The organism is Kitasatospora purpeofusca, from assembly GCF_036010405.1.
In the GTDB taxonomy this organism is placed as follows: Bacteria; Actinomycetota; Actinomycetes; order Streptomycetales; family Streptomycetaceae; genus Kitasatospora; species Kitasatospora purpeofusca.
Map to the genome: position 1 here is coordinate 3,965,438 of NZ_CP108561.1, position 16,606 is coordinate 3,982,043.

Annotated in this window: 9 protein-coding genes, 3 rRNA genes and 1 pseudogene; 7 read left to right on the plus strand and 6 right to left on the minus strand. The window is 68.5% G+C overall.

Going from position 1 to position 16,606, the window contains the following annotated elements; translation table 11 throughout:
- Positions 1-4: 4 nt before the first annotated feature.
- Entirely contained in the window at positions 5-682 is a 678-nt protein-coding gene (mtrA, locus tag OG715_RS17375) for an MtrAB system response regulator MtrA (RefSeq protein WP_030247322.1), read from the minus strand.
- A 287-nt stretch (positions 683-969) separates the two neighbouring features.
- Here mtrA and OG715_RS17380 point away from each other — a divergent pair, with 287 nt between their 5' ends.
- The 6 genes and pseudogenes from OG715_RS17380 to OG715_RS17405 all read left to right on the plus strand — a co-directional run.
- Positions 970-2,199, plus strand: a complete 1,230-nt coding sequence (locus tag OG715_RS17380; RefSeq protein ID WP_266269703.1) for a DUF7544 domain-containing protein — start codon at positions 970-972, stop codon at positions 2,197-2,199.
- 5 nt (positions 2,200-2,204) lie between these two features.
- On the plus strand, positions 2,205-2,876 hold the full coding sequence (locus OG715_RS17385; protein WP_266269704.1) for a DUF4129 domain-containing protein: 672 nt from the start codon (positions 2,205-2,207) through the stop codon (positions 2,874-2,876).
- Entirely contained in the window at positions 2,873-4,099 is a 1,227-nt protein-coding gene (locus tag OG715_RS17390) for a DUF4350 domain-containing protein (protein WP_266269705.1), read from the plus strand. The genes OG715_RS17385 and OG715_RS17390 overlap by 4 nt, the downstream gene beginning before the upstream one ends.
- Positions 4,100-4,206: 107 nt before the next feature.
- The gene (locus tag OG715_RS17395; protein WP_266271713.1) at positions 4,207-5,157 is read left to right on the plus strand and encodes an AAA family ATPase; all 951 of its coding nucleotides are present in this window, start codon (positions 4,207-4,209) and stop codon (positions 5,155-5,157) included.
- Positions 5,158-5,257: 100 nt separating this feature from the next.
- The gene (locus OG715_RS17400; RefSeq protein WP_266269706.1) at positions 5,258-6,568 is read left to right on the plus strand and encodes a DUF58 domain-containing protein; all 1,311 of its coding nucleotides are present in this window, start codon (positions 5,258-5,260) and stop codon (positions 6,566-6,568) included.
- A gap of 280 nt (positions 6,569-6,848) precedes the next feature.
- Positions 6,849-7,688: pseudogene (locus OG715_RS17405) on the plus strand (IS30 family transposase); the annotation flags it as partial.
- 316 nt (positions 7,689-8,004) lie between these two features.
- Here OG715_RS17405 and rrf read toward each other — a convergent pair.
- From rrf to OG715_RS17425, 4 genes are all read right to left on the minus strand, one after another.
- Positions 8,005-8,121 (minus strand): 5S ribosomal RNA (rrf, locus tag OG715_RS17410).
- Positions 8,122-8,208: 87 nt separating this feature from the next.
- A 23S ribosomal RNA gene (locus tag OG715_RS17415) occupies positions 8,209-11,331 on the minus strand.
- A gap of 280 nt (positions 11,332-11,611) precedes the next feature.
- Positions 11,612-13,135, minus strand: a 16S ribosomal RNA gene (locus tag OG715_RS17420).
- The 16S, 23S and 5S rRNA genes sit together here, the layout of an rRNA operon.
- Positions 13,136-13,721: 586 nt before the next feature.
- Complete coding sequence (locus tag OG715_RS17425; RefSeq protein ID WP_266269707.1) at positions 13,722-14,726, minus strand: stage II sporulation protein M; 1,005 nt, start codon at positions 14,724-14,726, stop codon at positions 13,722-13,724.
- A 221-nt stretch (positions 14,727-14,947) separates the two neighbouring features.
- On the opposite strand from OG715_RS17425, the gene OG715_RS17430 reads away from it, so the two are divergent.
- Complete coding sequence (locus tag OG715_RS17430; protein WP_266269708.1) at positions 14,948-15,901, plus strand: RDD family protein; 954 nt, start codon at positions 14,948-14,950, stop codon at positions 15,899-15,901.
- Between the two features lie 16 nt (positions 15,902-15,917).
- Here OG715_RS17430 and OG715_RS17435 read toward each other — a convergent pair whose 3' ends face one another.
- On the minus strand, positions 15,918-16,571 hold the full coding sequence (locus OG715_RS17435; protein ID WP_266269709.1) for a hypothetical protein: 654 nt from the start codon (positions 16,569-16,571) through the stop codon (positions 15,918-15,920).
- Positions 16,572-16,606 lie beyond the last annotated feature (35 nt).

A 16,606-nucleotide genomic window follows, 5' to 3' on the forward strand; every position in this document is an offset into this window, starting at 1 on the left:
CACGTCAGCTGGGCCCGGCCTTGTAGCCGACGCCGCGGACGGTCACCACGATCTCGGGACGCTCCGGGTCCTTCTCGATCTTGGACCGCAGGCGCTGCACATGGACGTTGACCAGCCGGGTGTCCGCCGCGTGCCGGTAGCCCCAGACCTGCTCCAGCAGCACCTCGCGGGTGAACACCTGCCAGGGCTTGCGGGCCAGCGCGACCAGCAGGTCGAACTCCAGCGGGGTCAGCGGGATGCCCCGGCCGTCCCGCTTCACCGAGTGGCCGGCCACGTCAATCACCAGATCGCCGATGGTCAGCTGCTCCGGAGTCGGCTCCTCGGCCCTGCGGAGCCGGGCCCGCACCCGGGCCACCAGCTCCTTGGGCTTGAACGGCTTGGTCACATAGTCGTCGGCACCCGACTCCAGGCCGACCACGACATCGACCGTGTCGGTCTTGGCGGTCAGCATGACGATCGGAATACCGGACTCGGCCCGGATCTGACGGCAGACATCGATGCCGTCCCGTCCGGGCAGCATCAGGTCCAGCAGCACCAGATCCGGCTTGGTCTCCCGGAACGCGGCTAGCGCCCTGTCCCCATCCGCGACGAAAAACGGCTCAAAACCCTCACCACGCAGCACAATGCCGAGCATCTCGGCCAGTGCGGAGTCGTCATCAACGACGAGGACGCGTCCCTTCATGCGTCCATCTTCTCATTACCGGATTGTGACCTGCCGCACAGCAGTCCCATTGCTCCAGAACGGCCAACTGGCGATCCGGTCCAATTCAAGCCAAACCGGGCCAATTTCCTGCCCCCCTCCGCCCCCCGGACCCCCGGCGAAGCCGACGGAACGTCCGCCCCCCGGCCGTTGCCGTTCAGCAACCGGCTCCCCCTGGGGTGCGTCCGGGCACCATGGCACGATGGGCGCTGCGCGCGGGTGAAGATCCACCCGGTGCCGCGCCCCCCGAAGTCCTCCGAGGAGCAGTGATGACCGACACTCCGGGCTGGGCCTCGCCCGGCTCGTCCGAGCCGCCCCGCGACGGCGCCCGGCCCACCGCCGACGCACCCGCCGCCGTGCCCGGCCAGTCGGCACCGCCCCAGGACACCCCGCCCGCCTGGGGGACCGCCCCCGGCGCCCCGCAGCCCCCCTACGCCGGGCAGCAGCCCGCCTGGGGCACCCAGCCCGGCCCCGGCGGACCGCCGCCCGGCTGGGGCCCGCAGCCGCCCGGCGGCGGGTACGGCTGGGGCGTGCCGCAGAGCCCCAAGCCCGGAGTGATCCCGCTGCGCCCGCTCGGCCTCGGCGAGATCCTCGACGGCGCGGTCTCCACCGTCCGCAAGCACTGGCGGGTCACCCTCGGCCTCGCCCTCGGCGTCGCGGTCGTCCAGCAGGGCGCCTCGCTCGGCGCCCAGCTCGCCATCCGGGGGGACACCGGCGACCTCACCCCGGTGCTGACCGCCCTGATCAGCCTGCCGCTCTCGATGCTGCTCGGCGTGGTCGCCTCGGCCCTGCTGACCATGGTGGTCAGCCGCGCCGTCCTCGGGCAGGCCGTGTCGATCGGGGACGCCTGGCGCGACGCCAGGCCGCGGCTGCTCCAGCTCGTCGGCCTCACCCTGCTCACCGGTCTCATCGCCGGCGGCATCCTCCTGCTGGGCTTCGCCCCGCTGATCGGCTACCTGGCCTCCGGGGCCGAGGAACCGGCGATCGTCGGCCTGCTCGTCGTCGTCGGCCTGCTCAGCCTCCCGGTCGCCGTCTGGATCGGCATCCAGCTCAGCCTGGCCGCCCCCGCCCTCATGCTGGAGAAGCAGGGCGTCATCACCGCCCTCTCCCGCTCCCGCCGGCTGGTCCGCCGCTCCTGGTGGCGGATCTGCGGCATCACCGTGCTGAGCCAGATCATCGCCGCCGTCGTCGGCGGTGTGATCAGCACCCCGTTCACGGTCATCGGCATGGCGATCGGCCTCGACGACTTCGTCGCGCAGGTCGACTCCGGGCAGACCGGCAGCATGCCCGCCGCGATGCTGGTCGCCATGGCGATCGGCGGCGTCCTCTCCTCCACCGTCACCCTCCCCTTCACCGCCACCATCGGCGTGCTGCTCTACGTCGACCAGCGGATCCGCCGCGAGGCCCTCGACATCGAGCTCGCCCGCGCCGCCGGCCTGCCCGAGCAGGGCGGCGGCGGCTGGGGCGACCAGGCCGGCCCCGCCCCCGCAAGGCTCTGAGCCCGATGCCGATCCGGGGGGAGACCGTCGTGCTCGCGGGAGGCGCCCCGGTCACGACACCGCGCGACGCGGCCAAGGACGCGGCCCGCGACGAACTGCTCAACGCCGACTACCACCGCCACGACCCGAGCCTCCAGGAACGGGTCCTCAAATGGATCACGGCCCGGATCGACGAGGCGCTGGGCGCGCTCACCGGCGACGGCACCAGCGGCGCCACCGGCCTGGTCCTGTTCCTGCTGGTCGCCTCAGTGGTCGGAGCCGCCCTCTGGTGGCGCCTCGGCGCACCCCGGCGGGCCGCCCGCACCCACCCCGGGGTCTTCGGCGACATCGGCCCGCGCAGCGCCGCCGAACACCGGGCCGACGCCGAACGGCACGCCGCCGCCGGCCGCTGGACCGAGGCCGTCCGCGAGCAGATGCGCGCCCTGGTCCGGGGCCTGGAGGAGCGCACCCTGCTCGACGCCCGCCCCGGCCGCACCGCCGACGAGGCCGCGGCCGAGGCCGGCCGCGCCCTGCCCGCCCACGCGGCCGAGCTCACCTCGGCCGCCCGCGCCTTCGACGACATCGCGTACGGCGAGCGCACCGCCGACCAGGGCGCCTACCAGTCGCTGCGCGACCTCGACCGGGCGCTCGAACGCGCCCGCCCGGTCCTCGCCCCGGCCGCCGGAAGAGCCGCATGACCAGCGCCACCACCGCTCCCCCGACCGGCCCGGCCACCGCCCCGCGGCCCGCCCCGACCGCCACCAGCACCGCCCCCACCGGCCGGGGCCTGTGGCGGCGCGCCCGCTGGTACCTGCTCACCGCCGCCCTCCTGCTGCTCGCCGCCGTCCTGCTAGCCGCCGTCAACCAGGAGCGCCGGTACCCGCCGCTCGACCCCCGCTCCTACGAGCCCACCGGCAGCCACGCCGTGATCGCCCTGCTGGAGCGCGAGGGCCTCCAGGTCGCCCTCACCGCCGACCCGGCCGTCCGGCCCACCGGCGCCGACACCCTCGTCCTGCCCGAGCCCGACCTGCTCACCCCCGAGCAACTGGCCGCCGTCGCCGCCGCCGGGTACGGCCGGGTGGTCCTGGTCTCCCCCGGCCCCGCCGCCCTCAGCGCCCTCGTCCCCGGCGTCCGCACCTCCGACGAGAACGGCGGCATCCCCTACGCCGGCGTGCGCACCACCGAACCCGGCTGCTCCCTCCAGGAAGCCGTCCGGGCCGGCAGCGCCCACCTCGGCGGCCTGCTCTACACCGCCGGCAGCCGCGGCGAGGGCTGCTACCCGCGCGGCCACGGCTACCCCCTGGTCGCCGTCACCACCGGCCGGAACACCGATGCCGTGGTCCTCGGCAGCGGCGAGTTCCTCACCAACGAGCTGCTCGGGAAGGACGGCAACGCCGCCCTCGGAGTCGGCCTGCTCGGCTCCCGGCCGCACCTCACCTGGCACCTGCCCGACTACACCGCCCCGGTCGCCGAGGGCGGGCGCAAGAGCTTCCAGGACTACATCCCCGAGGGCTGGACCTGGGCCGGCTACCAGCTCGGCATCGCCGTCCTGCTGGCCGCGCTCTGGCGCGCCCGGCGGCTCGGCCCGGTGGTCGAGGAGAAGCTGCCGGTCGTGGTCCGCGCCTCCGAGACCACCGAGGGCCGCGCCCGCCTCTACCGCCGGGCCAAGGCCCGGGGCCGCGCCGCCGACGCCCTGCGCCGCGCCACCGCGCTGCGCATCGCCCCGGCCCTCGGCGTCCCGCCCGTGGCCGGCGCACCCGACCCCACCGCGCTCTGCGCGGCCGTCGCGGACCGTCTCCCCGAGCGGCCCGCCGGGGAAGCCGCGGCCCTGCTGTACGGCCCTCCCCCGACCGACGACGCCGCACTGCTGCGGCTCGCCGACGACCTCGACACCCTCGAAAGGCAGGTACGCAAGCCGTGACCGAGAAGGCCACCACCCAGCTCCGCATCACCCCCGGCCCGGCGCCCGCCACCACCGGCACCACCGTCCCCGGCGGCACCGTCCACGGCTCCGTCGGCGACCCCCGGATCGGCGACCCGCGCGAGGCGCTCACCGCCCTGCGCGCCGAGATCGCCAAGGCCGTCGTCGGCCAGGACGCCGCCGTCACCGGCCTCGTCGTCGCCCTGCTCTGCGGCGGCCATGTGCTGCTCGAAGGCGTCCCCGGGGTCGCCAAGACCCTGCTGATCCGCACCCTCTCCACCGCGCTCAGCCTGGGGACCAAGCGCATCCAGTTCACCCCCGACCTGATGCCCGGTGACGTCACCGGCTCCCTGGTCTACGACGCCCGCACCGCCGAGTTCTCCTTCCAGCCCGGCCCGGTCTTCACCAACATGCTGCTCGCCGACGAGATCAACCGCACCCCGCCGAAGACCCAGGCCGCCCTGCTGGAGGCCATGGAGGAGCGGCAGGTCACCGTCGACGGCGAGCCGCGCGCCCTGCCGGTGCCGTTCCTGGTCGCCGCGACCCAGAACCCGGTCGAGTACGAGGGCACCTACCCGCTGCCCGAGGCCCAGCTCGACCGCTTCCTGCTCAAGCTGATCCTCCCGCTGCCCGACCGGGACCAGGAGTTCCAGGTCCTCGCCCGGCACGCCGCCGGCTTCGACCCGCGCGACCTCGCCGCGGCGGGCGTGCGCCCCGTCGCCGGCGCCGAGCACATCGCCGCCGCCCGCGAGCAGATCGCCAAGCTGACCGTCGCCCCCGAGGTGCTCGCCTACATCGTCGACCTCTGCCGGGCCACCCGGCAGTCGCCCTCGCTCTCCATCGGGGTCTCCCCGCGCGGCGCCACCGCGCTGCTCGGCGCCTCCCGCGCCTGGGCCTGGCTGGCCGGCCGCGACTACGTCACCCCCGACGACGTCAAGGCGCTCGCCCTGCCCACCCTGCGGCACCGCGTCGCCCTGCGGGCCGAGGCCGAGATGGAGGGCGTCACCGCGGACTCCGTGATCCAGGCCGTCCTCGCCCAGACCCCGGCCCCGCGCTGATCCCCGCACCCGGTCCAGCCGCACCGGGTCCCACCACACCGGGTCTCGCCGGCCCACGTTTCGCCGCCTCACCGTCGGCCCCGACGAAGGAACGCACCGCATGGCCATCACCGGGCGAACCGCCCTGCTCGCCGCGCTCGGCGCCCTCGTAACGGGCCTGCTGCTGCCCTCCTGGGCGGGCATCGGCGCCGTCACCGGCGCGGTCCTGCTCGCCGCCGTCCTCGACCTGGCGCTCGCCGCCCCCGTCCGCAGCCTGCGGATCGACCGGGGCGGCGACACCACGGTCCGGCTCGGCGAACCCGGCTCGGTCGAACTGACCGTCACCAACCCGTCCGGACGGCCCCTGCGGGCCCGGATCCGCGACGCCTGGGCCCCGTCCGCCTGGCGGCCAGGCACCGGGTTCGCCGCCTCCCGGCACACCCTGCGCGTCCCCGGCCACGAACGCCGCCGCGTCACCACCGTCCTCACCCCGACCCGGCGCGGGGACCACCGCTCCCACAAGGTGACCGTCCGTTCGCTCGGCCCGCTCGGCCTGGCCGGGCGTCAGGGCTCGCACCTCGTCCCCTGGACGGTCCGCGCCCTGCCCCCGTTCGCCAGCCGCAAGCACCTGCCCTCCCGGCTCGCCCGACTGCGCGAACTCGACGGCCGGACCTCGGTCCTGACCCGCGGCCAGGGCACCGAGTTCGACTCCCTGCGCGAGTACCTGCCCGGCGACGACATCCGCTCCATCGACTGGCGGGCCAGCGCCCGCCGCCACACCGTCGCCGTCCGCACCTGGCGACCCGAGCGCGACCGGCACATCCTGGTCGTCCTCGACACCGGCCGCACCTCCGCCGGCCGGGTCGGCGACGCACCCCGGCTCGACGCCTCGCTCGACGCCGCACTGCTGCTCACCGCCCTCGCCACCAAGGCCGGCGACCGGGTCGACCTGCTAGCCCACGACCTGCGCAAGCGGACCGCGGTGGCCGGCCGCTCCCCGGGCGAGATCCTCCCGGCCTTCACCAACGCGATGGCCGTCCTGGAACCCGCCCTCTACGAGACCGACATGCGCTCGCTGGTCGCCACCGCCCTGAAGATGGCACCGCACCGCTCGCTGATCGTGCTGCTCACCGGCCTGGACGCGGCATCCGTCGAGGACGGCCTGCTCCCGCTCCTGCCGCTCCTCACCAAGCGCCACGAGGTCGTCCTCGCGTCGGTCTCCGACCCGCACCTGGACGAGCTCGCCGCCGCCCGCGGCACGGTCGAGGCCGTCTACGGCGCCGCGGCCGCCGAACAGACCCGCGCCGATCGCCGCCACACCGCCGACCGCCTCACCCGCGCCGGCATCACCGTCCTCGACGCCCCGCCCACCTCCATCGCCCCGGCCCTGGCCGACACCTACCTCGCCCTCAAGGCCGCCGGCCGCCTCTGACAAAGGCTCCCGCCCTCACCGGGGGAACATGGAAAAGCCCCGCCACCGATCCTTGAGTTCTAGGGATCGTTGCAACACCCCAGCTGGGGAGTGCAATGACCTTCGAGATCCGCGGGGACCGGCAGCCGCAGGGGCCCAGGAAGCTCTGTGCCGAGCGGGAGGAATACTTCCGGCTCGTGCGACAGGGTTACAGCAACAAAGAGGCGTCCCGGCTCGTGGGCGTCCACGAGCGAACTGGACGCGAGTGGCGCAACGGCCGGACGGACCCGAGTAGGTTCCGGGCGCCCGCTCACCCCGAGCGGGCGCCCGCCGCTGTGCCCGCCGGCCCCGGCCCAAGCCCGGAAAGATCGGGCAGAACCCTCAGCTGCGAGACTTCATCCAGGACCACCTGGACCTGAAGTGGAGTCCTGAGCAGATCTGCCAGGCTCTGCGTGCACAGTTCCCCGAGCGGCCGGAGATGCACGTGGTCCACGAGACGGTCTACCGGGCTCTCTGCGTTCAAGGACGCGGAGAACCGCGCCGGGAGCTGGCCGCCGCCCTGCGGACCGGGCGGGCCCGCCGCACTCCGCGCCGCCAGGCCCAGCAACGCCAGCCACGGTTCGCCACCCCGATGGTCATGATCAGCGAACACCCCGCCGAGGTCGAGGACCGGGCGGTGCCCGGCCACTGGGAGGGCGACCTGATCATCGGCAAGGACGGCGCCTCAGCCATCGGCACCCTCGTCGAACGCGCAACCCGCTACGTGATGCTCCTGCACCTGCCCCACGGCCGCACCGCCCAACAGGTCCGCGACGCCCTCGTGGAGACCGTCCAGACTCTGCCCGCACACCTGGTTCGCTCCCTGACCTGGGACCAGGGCAGCGAGATGGCCGCGCACGGCTCGTTCACCACCGCCACCGACATCCCGGTCTACTTCTGCGACCCTGCCAGCCCCTGGCAGCGCGGCTCGAACGAGAACACCAACGGCCTGCTGAGGCAGTACTTCCCCAAGGGCACCGATCTGCGAGTCCACGGAGCAGACCACCTGGTAGCCGTCGCCGCCGAACTCAACGGCCGCCCACGCAAAACGCTCGACTGGGAAACCCCAGCCGAGCGCCTGCATAAACTGCTCGCGGCCTGATCAAACCGACCACGTGTTGCAACGACCCCTAGAAACCGCCATCCGGTGGCGGGGCTTTTCAGTGCCTTTCGACGGGTGGTGGACCTCCCCCACCCGGGCGTCCGTCGATTGCCTCCAAGAGGCTTTCCCGACGCTTCTCGGGGCCCTTGGCAACGCACTCCGCCGCCAGATCCAGCGACATTTCCACCCGGACAGCAATCCCTTTCCCGTCCGGGGAAATACGTCCGCAGCCATTCACTCGACCGTTCACGGGGCATTTCACGCAGAACGCAAAGAACCCCCGTCGGTTTCCCGACGGGGGTTCTTCACAATGATTGTTCGGCGGCGTCCTACTCTCCCACAGGGTCCCCCCTGCAGTACCATCGGCGCTGTGAGGCTTAGCTTCCGGGTTCGGAATGTAACCGGGCGTTTCCCTCACGCTATGACCACCGAAACACTATGAAACTGTCAACCGCACCCACACCGTGACCAGACGTGTGGGGGTCGTTGTTTCAGAACAACACAGTGGACGCGAGCAACTGAGGACAAGCCCTCGGCCTATTAGTACCGGTCAACTCCACCCCTCACAGGGCTTCCATATCCGGCCTATCAACCCAGTCGTCTACTGGGAGCCTTACCCTCTCAAGGAGGTGGGAGTGCTCATCTCGAAGCAGGCTTCCCGCTTAGATGCTTTCAGCGGTTATCCCTCCCGAACGTAGCCAACCAGCCATGCCCTTGGCAGGACAACTGGCACACCAGAGGTTCGTCCGTCCCGGTCCTCTCGTACTAGGGACAGCCCTTCTCAACACTCCTACGCGCACAGCGGATAGGGACCGAACTGTCTCACGACGTTCTAAACCCAGCTCGCGTACCGCTTTAATGGGCGAACAGCCCAACCCTTGGGACCTACTCCAGCCCCAGGATGCGACGAGCCGACATCGAGGTGCCAAACCATCCCGTCGATATGGACTCTTGGGGAAGATCAGCCTGTTATCCCCGGGGTACCTTTTATCCGTTGAGCGACGGCGCTTCCACAAGCCACCGCCGGATCACTAGTCCCGACTTTCGTCCCTGCTCGACCCGTCAGTCTCACAGTCAAGCTCCCTTGTGCACTTACACTCAACACCTGATTGCCAACCAGGCTGAGGGAACCTTTGGGCGCCTCCGTTACTCTTTAGGAGGCAACCGCCCCAGTTAAACTACCCACCAGACACTGTCCCTGATCCGGATCACGGACCCAGGTTAGACATCCAGCACGACCAGAGTGGTATTTCAACGACGACTCCACCATGACTGGCGTCACGGCTTCAAAGTCTCCCACCTATCCTACACAAGCCGAACCGAACACCAATATCAAGCTATAGTAAAGGTCCCGGGGTCTTTCCGTCCTGCTGCGCGAAACGAGCATCTTTACTCGTAATGCAATTTCACCGGGCCTATGGTTGAGACAGTCGAGAAGTCGTTACGCCATTCGTGCAGGTCGGAACTTACCCGACAAGGAATTTCGCTACCTTAGGATGGTTATAGTTACCACCGCCGTTTACTGGCGCTTAAGTTCTCAGCTTCGCCCCGACGAATCAGAGCTAACCGGTCCCCTTAACGTTCCAGCACCGGGCAGGCGTCAGTCCGTATACATCGCCTTACGGCTTCGCACGGACCTGTGTTTTTAGTAAACAGTCGCTTCTCGCTGGTCTCTGCGGCCACCCCCAGCTCTGGCAGCAAGTGCCGTCACCAGGAATGGCCCCCCTTCTCCCGAAGTTACGGGGGCATTTTGCCGAGTTCCTTAACCATAGTTCACCCGAACGCCTCGGTATTCTCTACCTGACCACCTGAGTCGGTTTGGGGTACGGGCCGCCATGAAACTCGCTAGAGGCTTTTCTCGACAGCATAGGATCATCCACTTCACCACAATCGGCTCGGCATCAGGTCTCAGCCTTGATGAGTGACGGATTTGCCTATCACTCGGCCTACACCCTTACCCCGGGACAACCACCGCCCGGGCTGGACTACCTTCCTGCGTCACCCCATCGCTCACCTAGTACAGACTTGGTCCAGCGGCTCCACCACGTCCCTTCGTCCGAAGACTCCGGGCCGGCTTCACGGCTTTAGCATCACCTGGTTCAGCGTTGGCGCTTCAAAGCGGGTACGGGAATATCAACCCGTTGTCCATCGACTACGCCTGTCGGCCTCGCCTTAGGTCCCGACTTACCCTGGGCAGATCAGCTTGACCCAGGAACCCTTGGTCAATCGGCGCAAGAGTTTCCCACTCTTGTATCGCTACTCATGCCTGCATTCTCACTCGTGTACCGTCCACGACTGGTTTCCACCGCCGCTTCACCCGGCACACGACGCTCCCCTACCCATCACAGCAGGCGTTGGCCCTATGTGCTGCAATGACACGACTTCGGTGATGTGCTTGAGCCCCGCTACATTGTCGGCGCGGAATCACTTGACCAGTGAGCTATTACGCACTCTTTCAAGGGTGGCTGCTTCTAAGCCAACCTCCTGGTTGTCTCTGCGACTCCACATCCTTTCCCACTTAGCACACGCTTAGGGACCTTAGTCGGTGTTCTGGGCTGTTTCCCTCTCGACCATGGAGCTTATCCCCCACAGTCTCACTGCCACGCTCTCACTTACCGGCATTCGGAGTTTGGCTAAGGTCAGTAACCCGGTGAGGCCCATCGCCTATCCAGTGCTCTACCTCCGGCAAGAAACACGTGACGCTGCACCTAAATGCATTTCGGGGAGAACCAGCTATCACGGAGTTTGATTGGCCTTTCACCCCTAACCACAGGTCATCCCCCAGGTTTTCAACCCTGGTGGGTTCGGTCCTCCACGAAGTCTTACCTCCGCTTCAACCTGCCCATGGCTAGATCACTCCGCTTCGGGTCTTGGGCATGCAACTGTATCGCCCTGTTCGGACTCGCTTTCGCTACGGCTACCCCACACGGGTTAACCTCGCTACACACCGCAAACTCGCAGGCTCATTCTTCAAAAGGCACGCAGTCACGAGACACACAGCAAGCTGCGTGTCCGACGCTCCCACGGCTTGTAGGCACACGGTTTCAGGTACTATTTCACTCCGCTCCCGCGGTACTTTTCACCATTCCCTCACGGTACTATCCGCTATCGGTCACCAGGGAATATTTAGGCTTAGCGGGTGGTCCCGCCAGATTCACACGGGATTTCTCGGGCCCCGTGCTACTTGGGAGTTCTTCAAACGAGCCGTACAGATTTCGTCTACGGGGGTCTTACCCTCTACGCCGGACCTTTCGCATGTCCTTCGACTACCTGTACGGTTTCTGACTCGCCGACCGGCCGGCAGACCGGTCAAGAAAAATCCCACGACCCCATCAGCGCAACCCCTGCCGGGTCTCACACGCTCATGGTTTAGCCTCATCCGGTTTCGCTCGCCACTACTCCCGGAATCACGGTTGTTTTCTCTTCCTGCGGGTACTGAGATGTTTCACTTCCCCGCGTTCCCTCCACATACCCTATGTGTTCAGGTATGGGTGACAGCCCATGACGACTGCCGGGTTTCCCCATTCGGAAACCCCCGGATCAAAGCCTGGTTGACGGCTCCCCGGGGACTATCGTGGCCTCCCACGTCCTTCATCGGTTCCTGGTGCCAAGGCATCCACCGTGCGCCCTTAAAAACTTGGCCACAGATGCTCGCGTCCACTGTGCAGTTCTCAAACAACGACCAGACACCCACACTCGACAAGTCCGAAAACTTGCCTCGCATGAGACCGGCATCACTGAAGCAACAGCCTCACGGCCGTTCCCTCAGGACCCAACAACGTGCCCGACACACCCGATCAACAATCCGTTTTCCACGCCGAAGCAGTACTGACGGATGCCAACCAAGTGTGCCGAATAGTCAACGTTCCACCCATGAGCAACCGTGCAGGACATTCGCCTGCAAGCGGCACATTGCTCCTTAGAAAGGAGGTGATCCAGCCGCACCTTCCGGTACGGCTACCTTGTTACGACTTCGTCCCAATCGCTGGTCCCACCTTCGACGGCTCCTCCCCTTACGGGTTAGGCCACCGGCTTCGGGTGTTACCGACTTTCGTGACGTGACGGGCGGTGTGTACAAGGCCCGGGAACGTATTCACCGCAGCATGCTGATCTGCGATTACTAGCAACTCCAACTTCATGGGGTCGAGTTGCAGACCCCAATCCGAACTGAGGCCGGCTTTTTGGGATTCGCTCCGCCTCGCGGCATCGCAGCCCTTTGTACCGACCATTGTAGCACGTGTGCAGCCCAAGACATAAGGGGCATGATGATTTGACGTCGTCCCCACCTTCCTCCGAGTTGACCCCGGCAGTCTCCTGTGAGTCCCCATCACCCCGAAAGGCATGCTGGCAACACAGAACAAGGGTTGCGCTCGTTGCGGGACTTAACCCAACATCTCACGACACGAGCTGACGACAACCATGCACCACCTGTATACCGACCACAAGGGGGCGACCATCTCTGGCCGTTTCCGGTATATGTCAAGCCTTGGTAAGGTTCTTCGCGTTGCGTCGAATTAAGCCACATGCTCCGCTGCTTGTGCGGGCCCCCGTCAATTCCTTTGAGTTTTAGCCTTGCGGCCGTACTCCCCAGGCGGGGAACTTAATGCGTTAGCTGCGGCACCGACGACGTGGAATGTCGCCAACACCTAGTTCCCAACGTTTACGGCGTGGACTACCAGGGTATCTAATCCTGTTCGCTCCCCACGCTTTCGCTCCTCAGCGTCAGTAATGGCCCAGAGATCCGCCTTCGCCACCGGTGTTCCTCCTGATATCTGCGCATTTCACCGCTACACCAGGAATTCCGATCTCCCCTACCACACTCTAGCCTGCCCGTATCGAATGCAGACCCGGGGTTGAGCCCCGGGCTTTCACATCCGACGCGACAGGCCGCCTACGAGCTCTTTACGCCCAATAATTCCGGACAACGCTCGCACCCTACGTATTACCGCGGCTGCTGGCACGTAGTTAGCCGGTGCTTCTTCTGCAGGTACCGTCACTTGCGCTTCTTCCCTGCTGAAAGAGGTTTACAACCCGAAGGCCGTCATCCCTCACGCGGCGTCGCTGCATCAGGCTTTCGCCCATTGTGCAATATTCCCCACTGCTGCCTCCCGTAGGAGTCTGGGCCGTGTCTCAGTCCCAGTGTGGCCGGTCGCCCTCTCAGGCCGGCTACCCGTCGTCGCCTTGGTAGGCCATTACCCCACCAACAAGCTGATAGGCCGCGGGCTCATCCTGCACCGCCGGAGCTTTACACCCGGGACCATGCGGTCCCAGGTCATATCCGGTATTAGACCCCGTTTCCAGGGCTTGTCCCAGAGTGCAGGGCAGATTGCCCACGTGTTACTCACCCGTTCGCCACTGATCCACCCCGAAGGGCTTCACCGTTCGACTTGCATGTGTTAAGCACGCCGCCAGCGTTCGTCCTGAGCCAGGATCAAACTCTCCGTGAATGTTTACTCGGCCCAATGATTAGAAGGGGCCGGTCTACACTCGCGTCGAGCGGCACGGCAACCACCGGAATTGGGCGGTCCCGCGCACTGCGTCCTCGCTAGTGTTTTACTTCAAAAGGAATCTCCAACCCCAGGAAACCCTGAGGCCGGGGATGTCAACATATCTGGCGTTGACTTTTGGCACGCTGTTGAGTTCTCAAGGAACGGACACTTCCTTCAGGCGGCTTTCACACCGGCCCTCCGGGCGCTTCGTTCTTTCGTGTTCCCAGCTTATCAGATCCTCGCGGCCGGTTTGACCGGCTTTCGTTTCTCCGAATTCCCGCTGGGGGGATTTCCTTCACTTCGCTCCGAAGCCTATCAAAGCTTTCGGTGTGCTCAGTTCCGGGATTTACCGTGTCGGAGAGGGCGTGCATTCGAGAAGCACACTCACCTCGACTCGGCGATGTCGTAGACACTAACGCCCGAGCCCGACTGTTGTCCAGTCCGTCCCAACCGTTCAAACCTACTAGCCCAGTCCTACCACGTCAATGGTTTTTCTGGGATGCGAGAAGAGTACCAGGTCAGAGGGCCTGGTGATGACATCGGCTCAGGCCGCGACAGGCTGGAGGTCCGCCCGGTCGGCCGCGTCGAGGTCTCCGGTCTCGCCGGACGCGGCTGCCTTTCGACCCAACACCAGGGCATAGAACAGGAATGCGACCTCGGCGAGCGCGCCGATGGTGATCCGGGCCCAGGTCGGCAGGCCGGACGGCGTCACAAAGGCCTCCAGTACGCCGGACACCGCCAGCACCGTCGCCAGGCCGATTCCCATGCCGACGATCGAGCGGCCCTCCTCGGCCAGCGCGGTCGCCCGGCTGCGCGGCCCCGGGTCGACGATCGTCCAGCCCAGCCGCAGTCCCAGACCGCCGGCGACGAAGACGGCGGTCAGCTCCAGCAGACCGTGCGGGATGAGCAGGCCGAGGAAGATGTCCAGGCGGCCGGCCGAGGCCATCAGCCCGACGCCGACTCCGAGGTTGAGGACGTTGCTCCACAGCACCCACAGCACCGGGAGGCCGAGCACCACTCCGTAGAGCAGGCACTGCACGGCGATCCACGCGTTGTTCGTCCAGACCTGGGCCGCGAAGGAGCTCGCCGGGCGGTCGGAGTAGTAGGCCTCGTAGGCGCCGCCGGGCCTGGTCATCTCCCGCAGCGCGTCGGGCGCGCCGAGGCTGTTGCGGACCTCGGGATGGCCGGCCACCCACCAGGCGACCAGCGCGGTGGCGACCAGCGAGAGCACCGCGACCGGGATCCACCAGCGACGCGCCCGGTAGAGCGCGGCGGGGAAGCTGACCGTGTAGTAGCGGGCGACGTCCCGCCACCCGCTCGTCCGACTGCCAGTGACCGAGTCGCGGGCCCGCGAGACCAGGCTGGTGAGCCGGCCTTCGAGGGTCGGGTCGGGCGCGGCGGCCTGGACCTTGGCCAGATGACCGGTGACCCGCTGGTAGAGAGCGACGAGCTCGTCCGCCTCCTCGCCGCTCGGACGCCGCCTCCTGATGAGGGCGTCCAGCCGGGCCCACTCCCCCTGATGGGTGGCGACGAAGACGTCCAGGTCCATGCGGCGGCTCCATGGTCGGCGCGGGAGGCGCGATCGGGCGGGTGCGGACAGGTGGGCCCAGCATGCCAGGGGGGAACTGCACCACGGCGGCCGGGACCTCCCTTCCCGACCGGCTCTGCGGCCCCGTATGTTGACGGGCAGCAGATCACGGGATCGTGGGGGCGGTCCGCCGGATCCCCCTCCCACGGGCCCCGTACCACCGACGGGAACGGACGGGTGTCTTGAGCGACCTGGTGACGGGCGAGGCGGTCGTCCTCGGCCTGCGCGCGGCGAAGCTTCCGAGCCGGGGCCTGGCCGTCACGCTGGACCTCGCCGTGCAGGTCGTCGGCCTCGTGGTGACGACCCTGGTGCTGAGCCTGCTCGCACCGGACCTGGACGGCGCCGCGGTCGCCGCCGTGACGATCGGGCTGACCGTCCTCTTCCTGGTCGCGCTGCCGATCATGATCGAGACCTTCAGCCGGGGGCGATCCCTGGGCAAGGCCGCGCTGGGGCTCCGGGTGGTGCGCAGCGACGGCGGCCCGGTGCGGTTCCGGCACTCGCTGGTGCGCGGTCTGGTCGGCTTCCTGGAGATCATCGTGCTGTTCGGCGTGCCGGCCGTGATCTGCTCGGTGGTGTCGTCCGAGGGGAAGCGGCTGGGCGACGTCTTCGCGGGGACGCTGGTGGTGCGCGAGCGGGTGCCCGGTGGTGGTGGCGCCGCCGCCTCGCTGCCGCCGGTGAACCCGCAGCTGCTGCAGGCGATCGGCGGCGAGCTGGTCGCGCTGGACCTCTCCGCCGTGCCGGAGCCGCTGTGGCTGGCCGTCCGGCAGTTCCTCGGGCGGATCGGCGAGCTGGACCAGGCGGTCGCCCATCGGATGTCCGCCCGGCTCGCGGACGACCTGGCCGCCCGCACCGGCCACCCGGTGCCGTACGGGGTGCACCCGGCGGCGTACCTGGGCGCGGTCCTGACCGAGCGGCAGCGCCGCGAGTGGACCAGGGCGCAGGGGTACGCGTTCCAGCAGCAGGCCCAGGGTCGGCAGTACACCCCACAGCACTACGCCCCGCAGCCGCACGCCCCCCAGCAGTACGCCCCTCAGCCTCAGCCTCAGCCGCACCCCGCGCCTCCGGTCGCCCCCGTGACGCCGCCCGCGCCGCCGAGCCCCCCGGCCGCCGGCACCGGCTTCGCCCCGCCGGCCTGAGCCGCACCCGCCCGGCTCACTCCCCGAGGCCCTCCCCGTACCCGAACCCGGCCGGCCAGGCGTTCGGCGGCGACTCCAGTTCCTCCAGCTCGACGCCCCCGGCGGCCAGCACCACGTCCCCGGCGAGGTGCACCACCTGCTGCTCCCCGGTCTCCAGGTCCGCCACCTGGTAGCGCTCGACGAGCAGCGGCCCCGAATCCGTGTCGTGCGTGTCCACCCCCTCCAGCAGCCACCCCTGGTCGAAGGTGCGCGGCGCCAGCACCGGATCGGCGAACGCCACCAGCCGGACCCGCGCGCTCGCCCCCTCCCCCAGCCGGAGCAGCCGAGCGGCGGCGACCAGGAACGCGGGCGAGCGACCGGCGAAGCCGTGCGCCCGGTCGTGCCCCTCCACCGCCTGCTCCCCGGCCGGGTCCGCGGCATCGGCCCGGACCCAGGCGACCCCGTCGACGGCACCGCCCCTGACCTGCCAGCCGCCGGCCCGGAGTTCCATCCGCAGCGGGCGGGAGCGCGAGTCCAGGGTGAGGTCCACGGTGCCGAGCACCTGACCGTCCGGCGCGTAGGTCTTGGACACGTACCGCCAGCCGGCCGGGCCGGGCGCGCAGCTGAAGCGCTCCTCACCGAGCAGCACGTGGTCGTGGACGTCGTGGAGCGAGTACCGGCCGTTGGGCATGCCCGAAAGCCTACGTCCGGCCCGGCCCGGGGCAC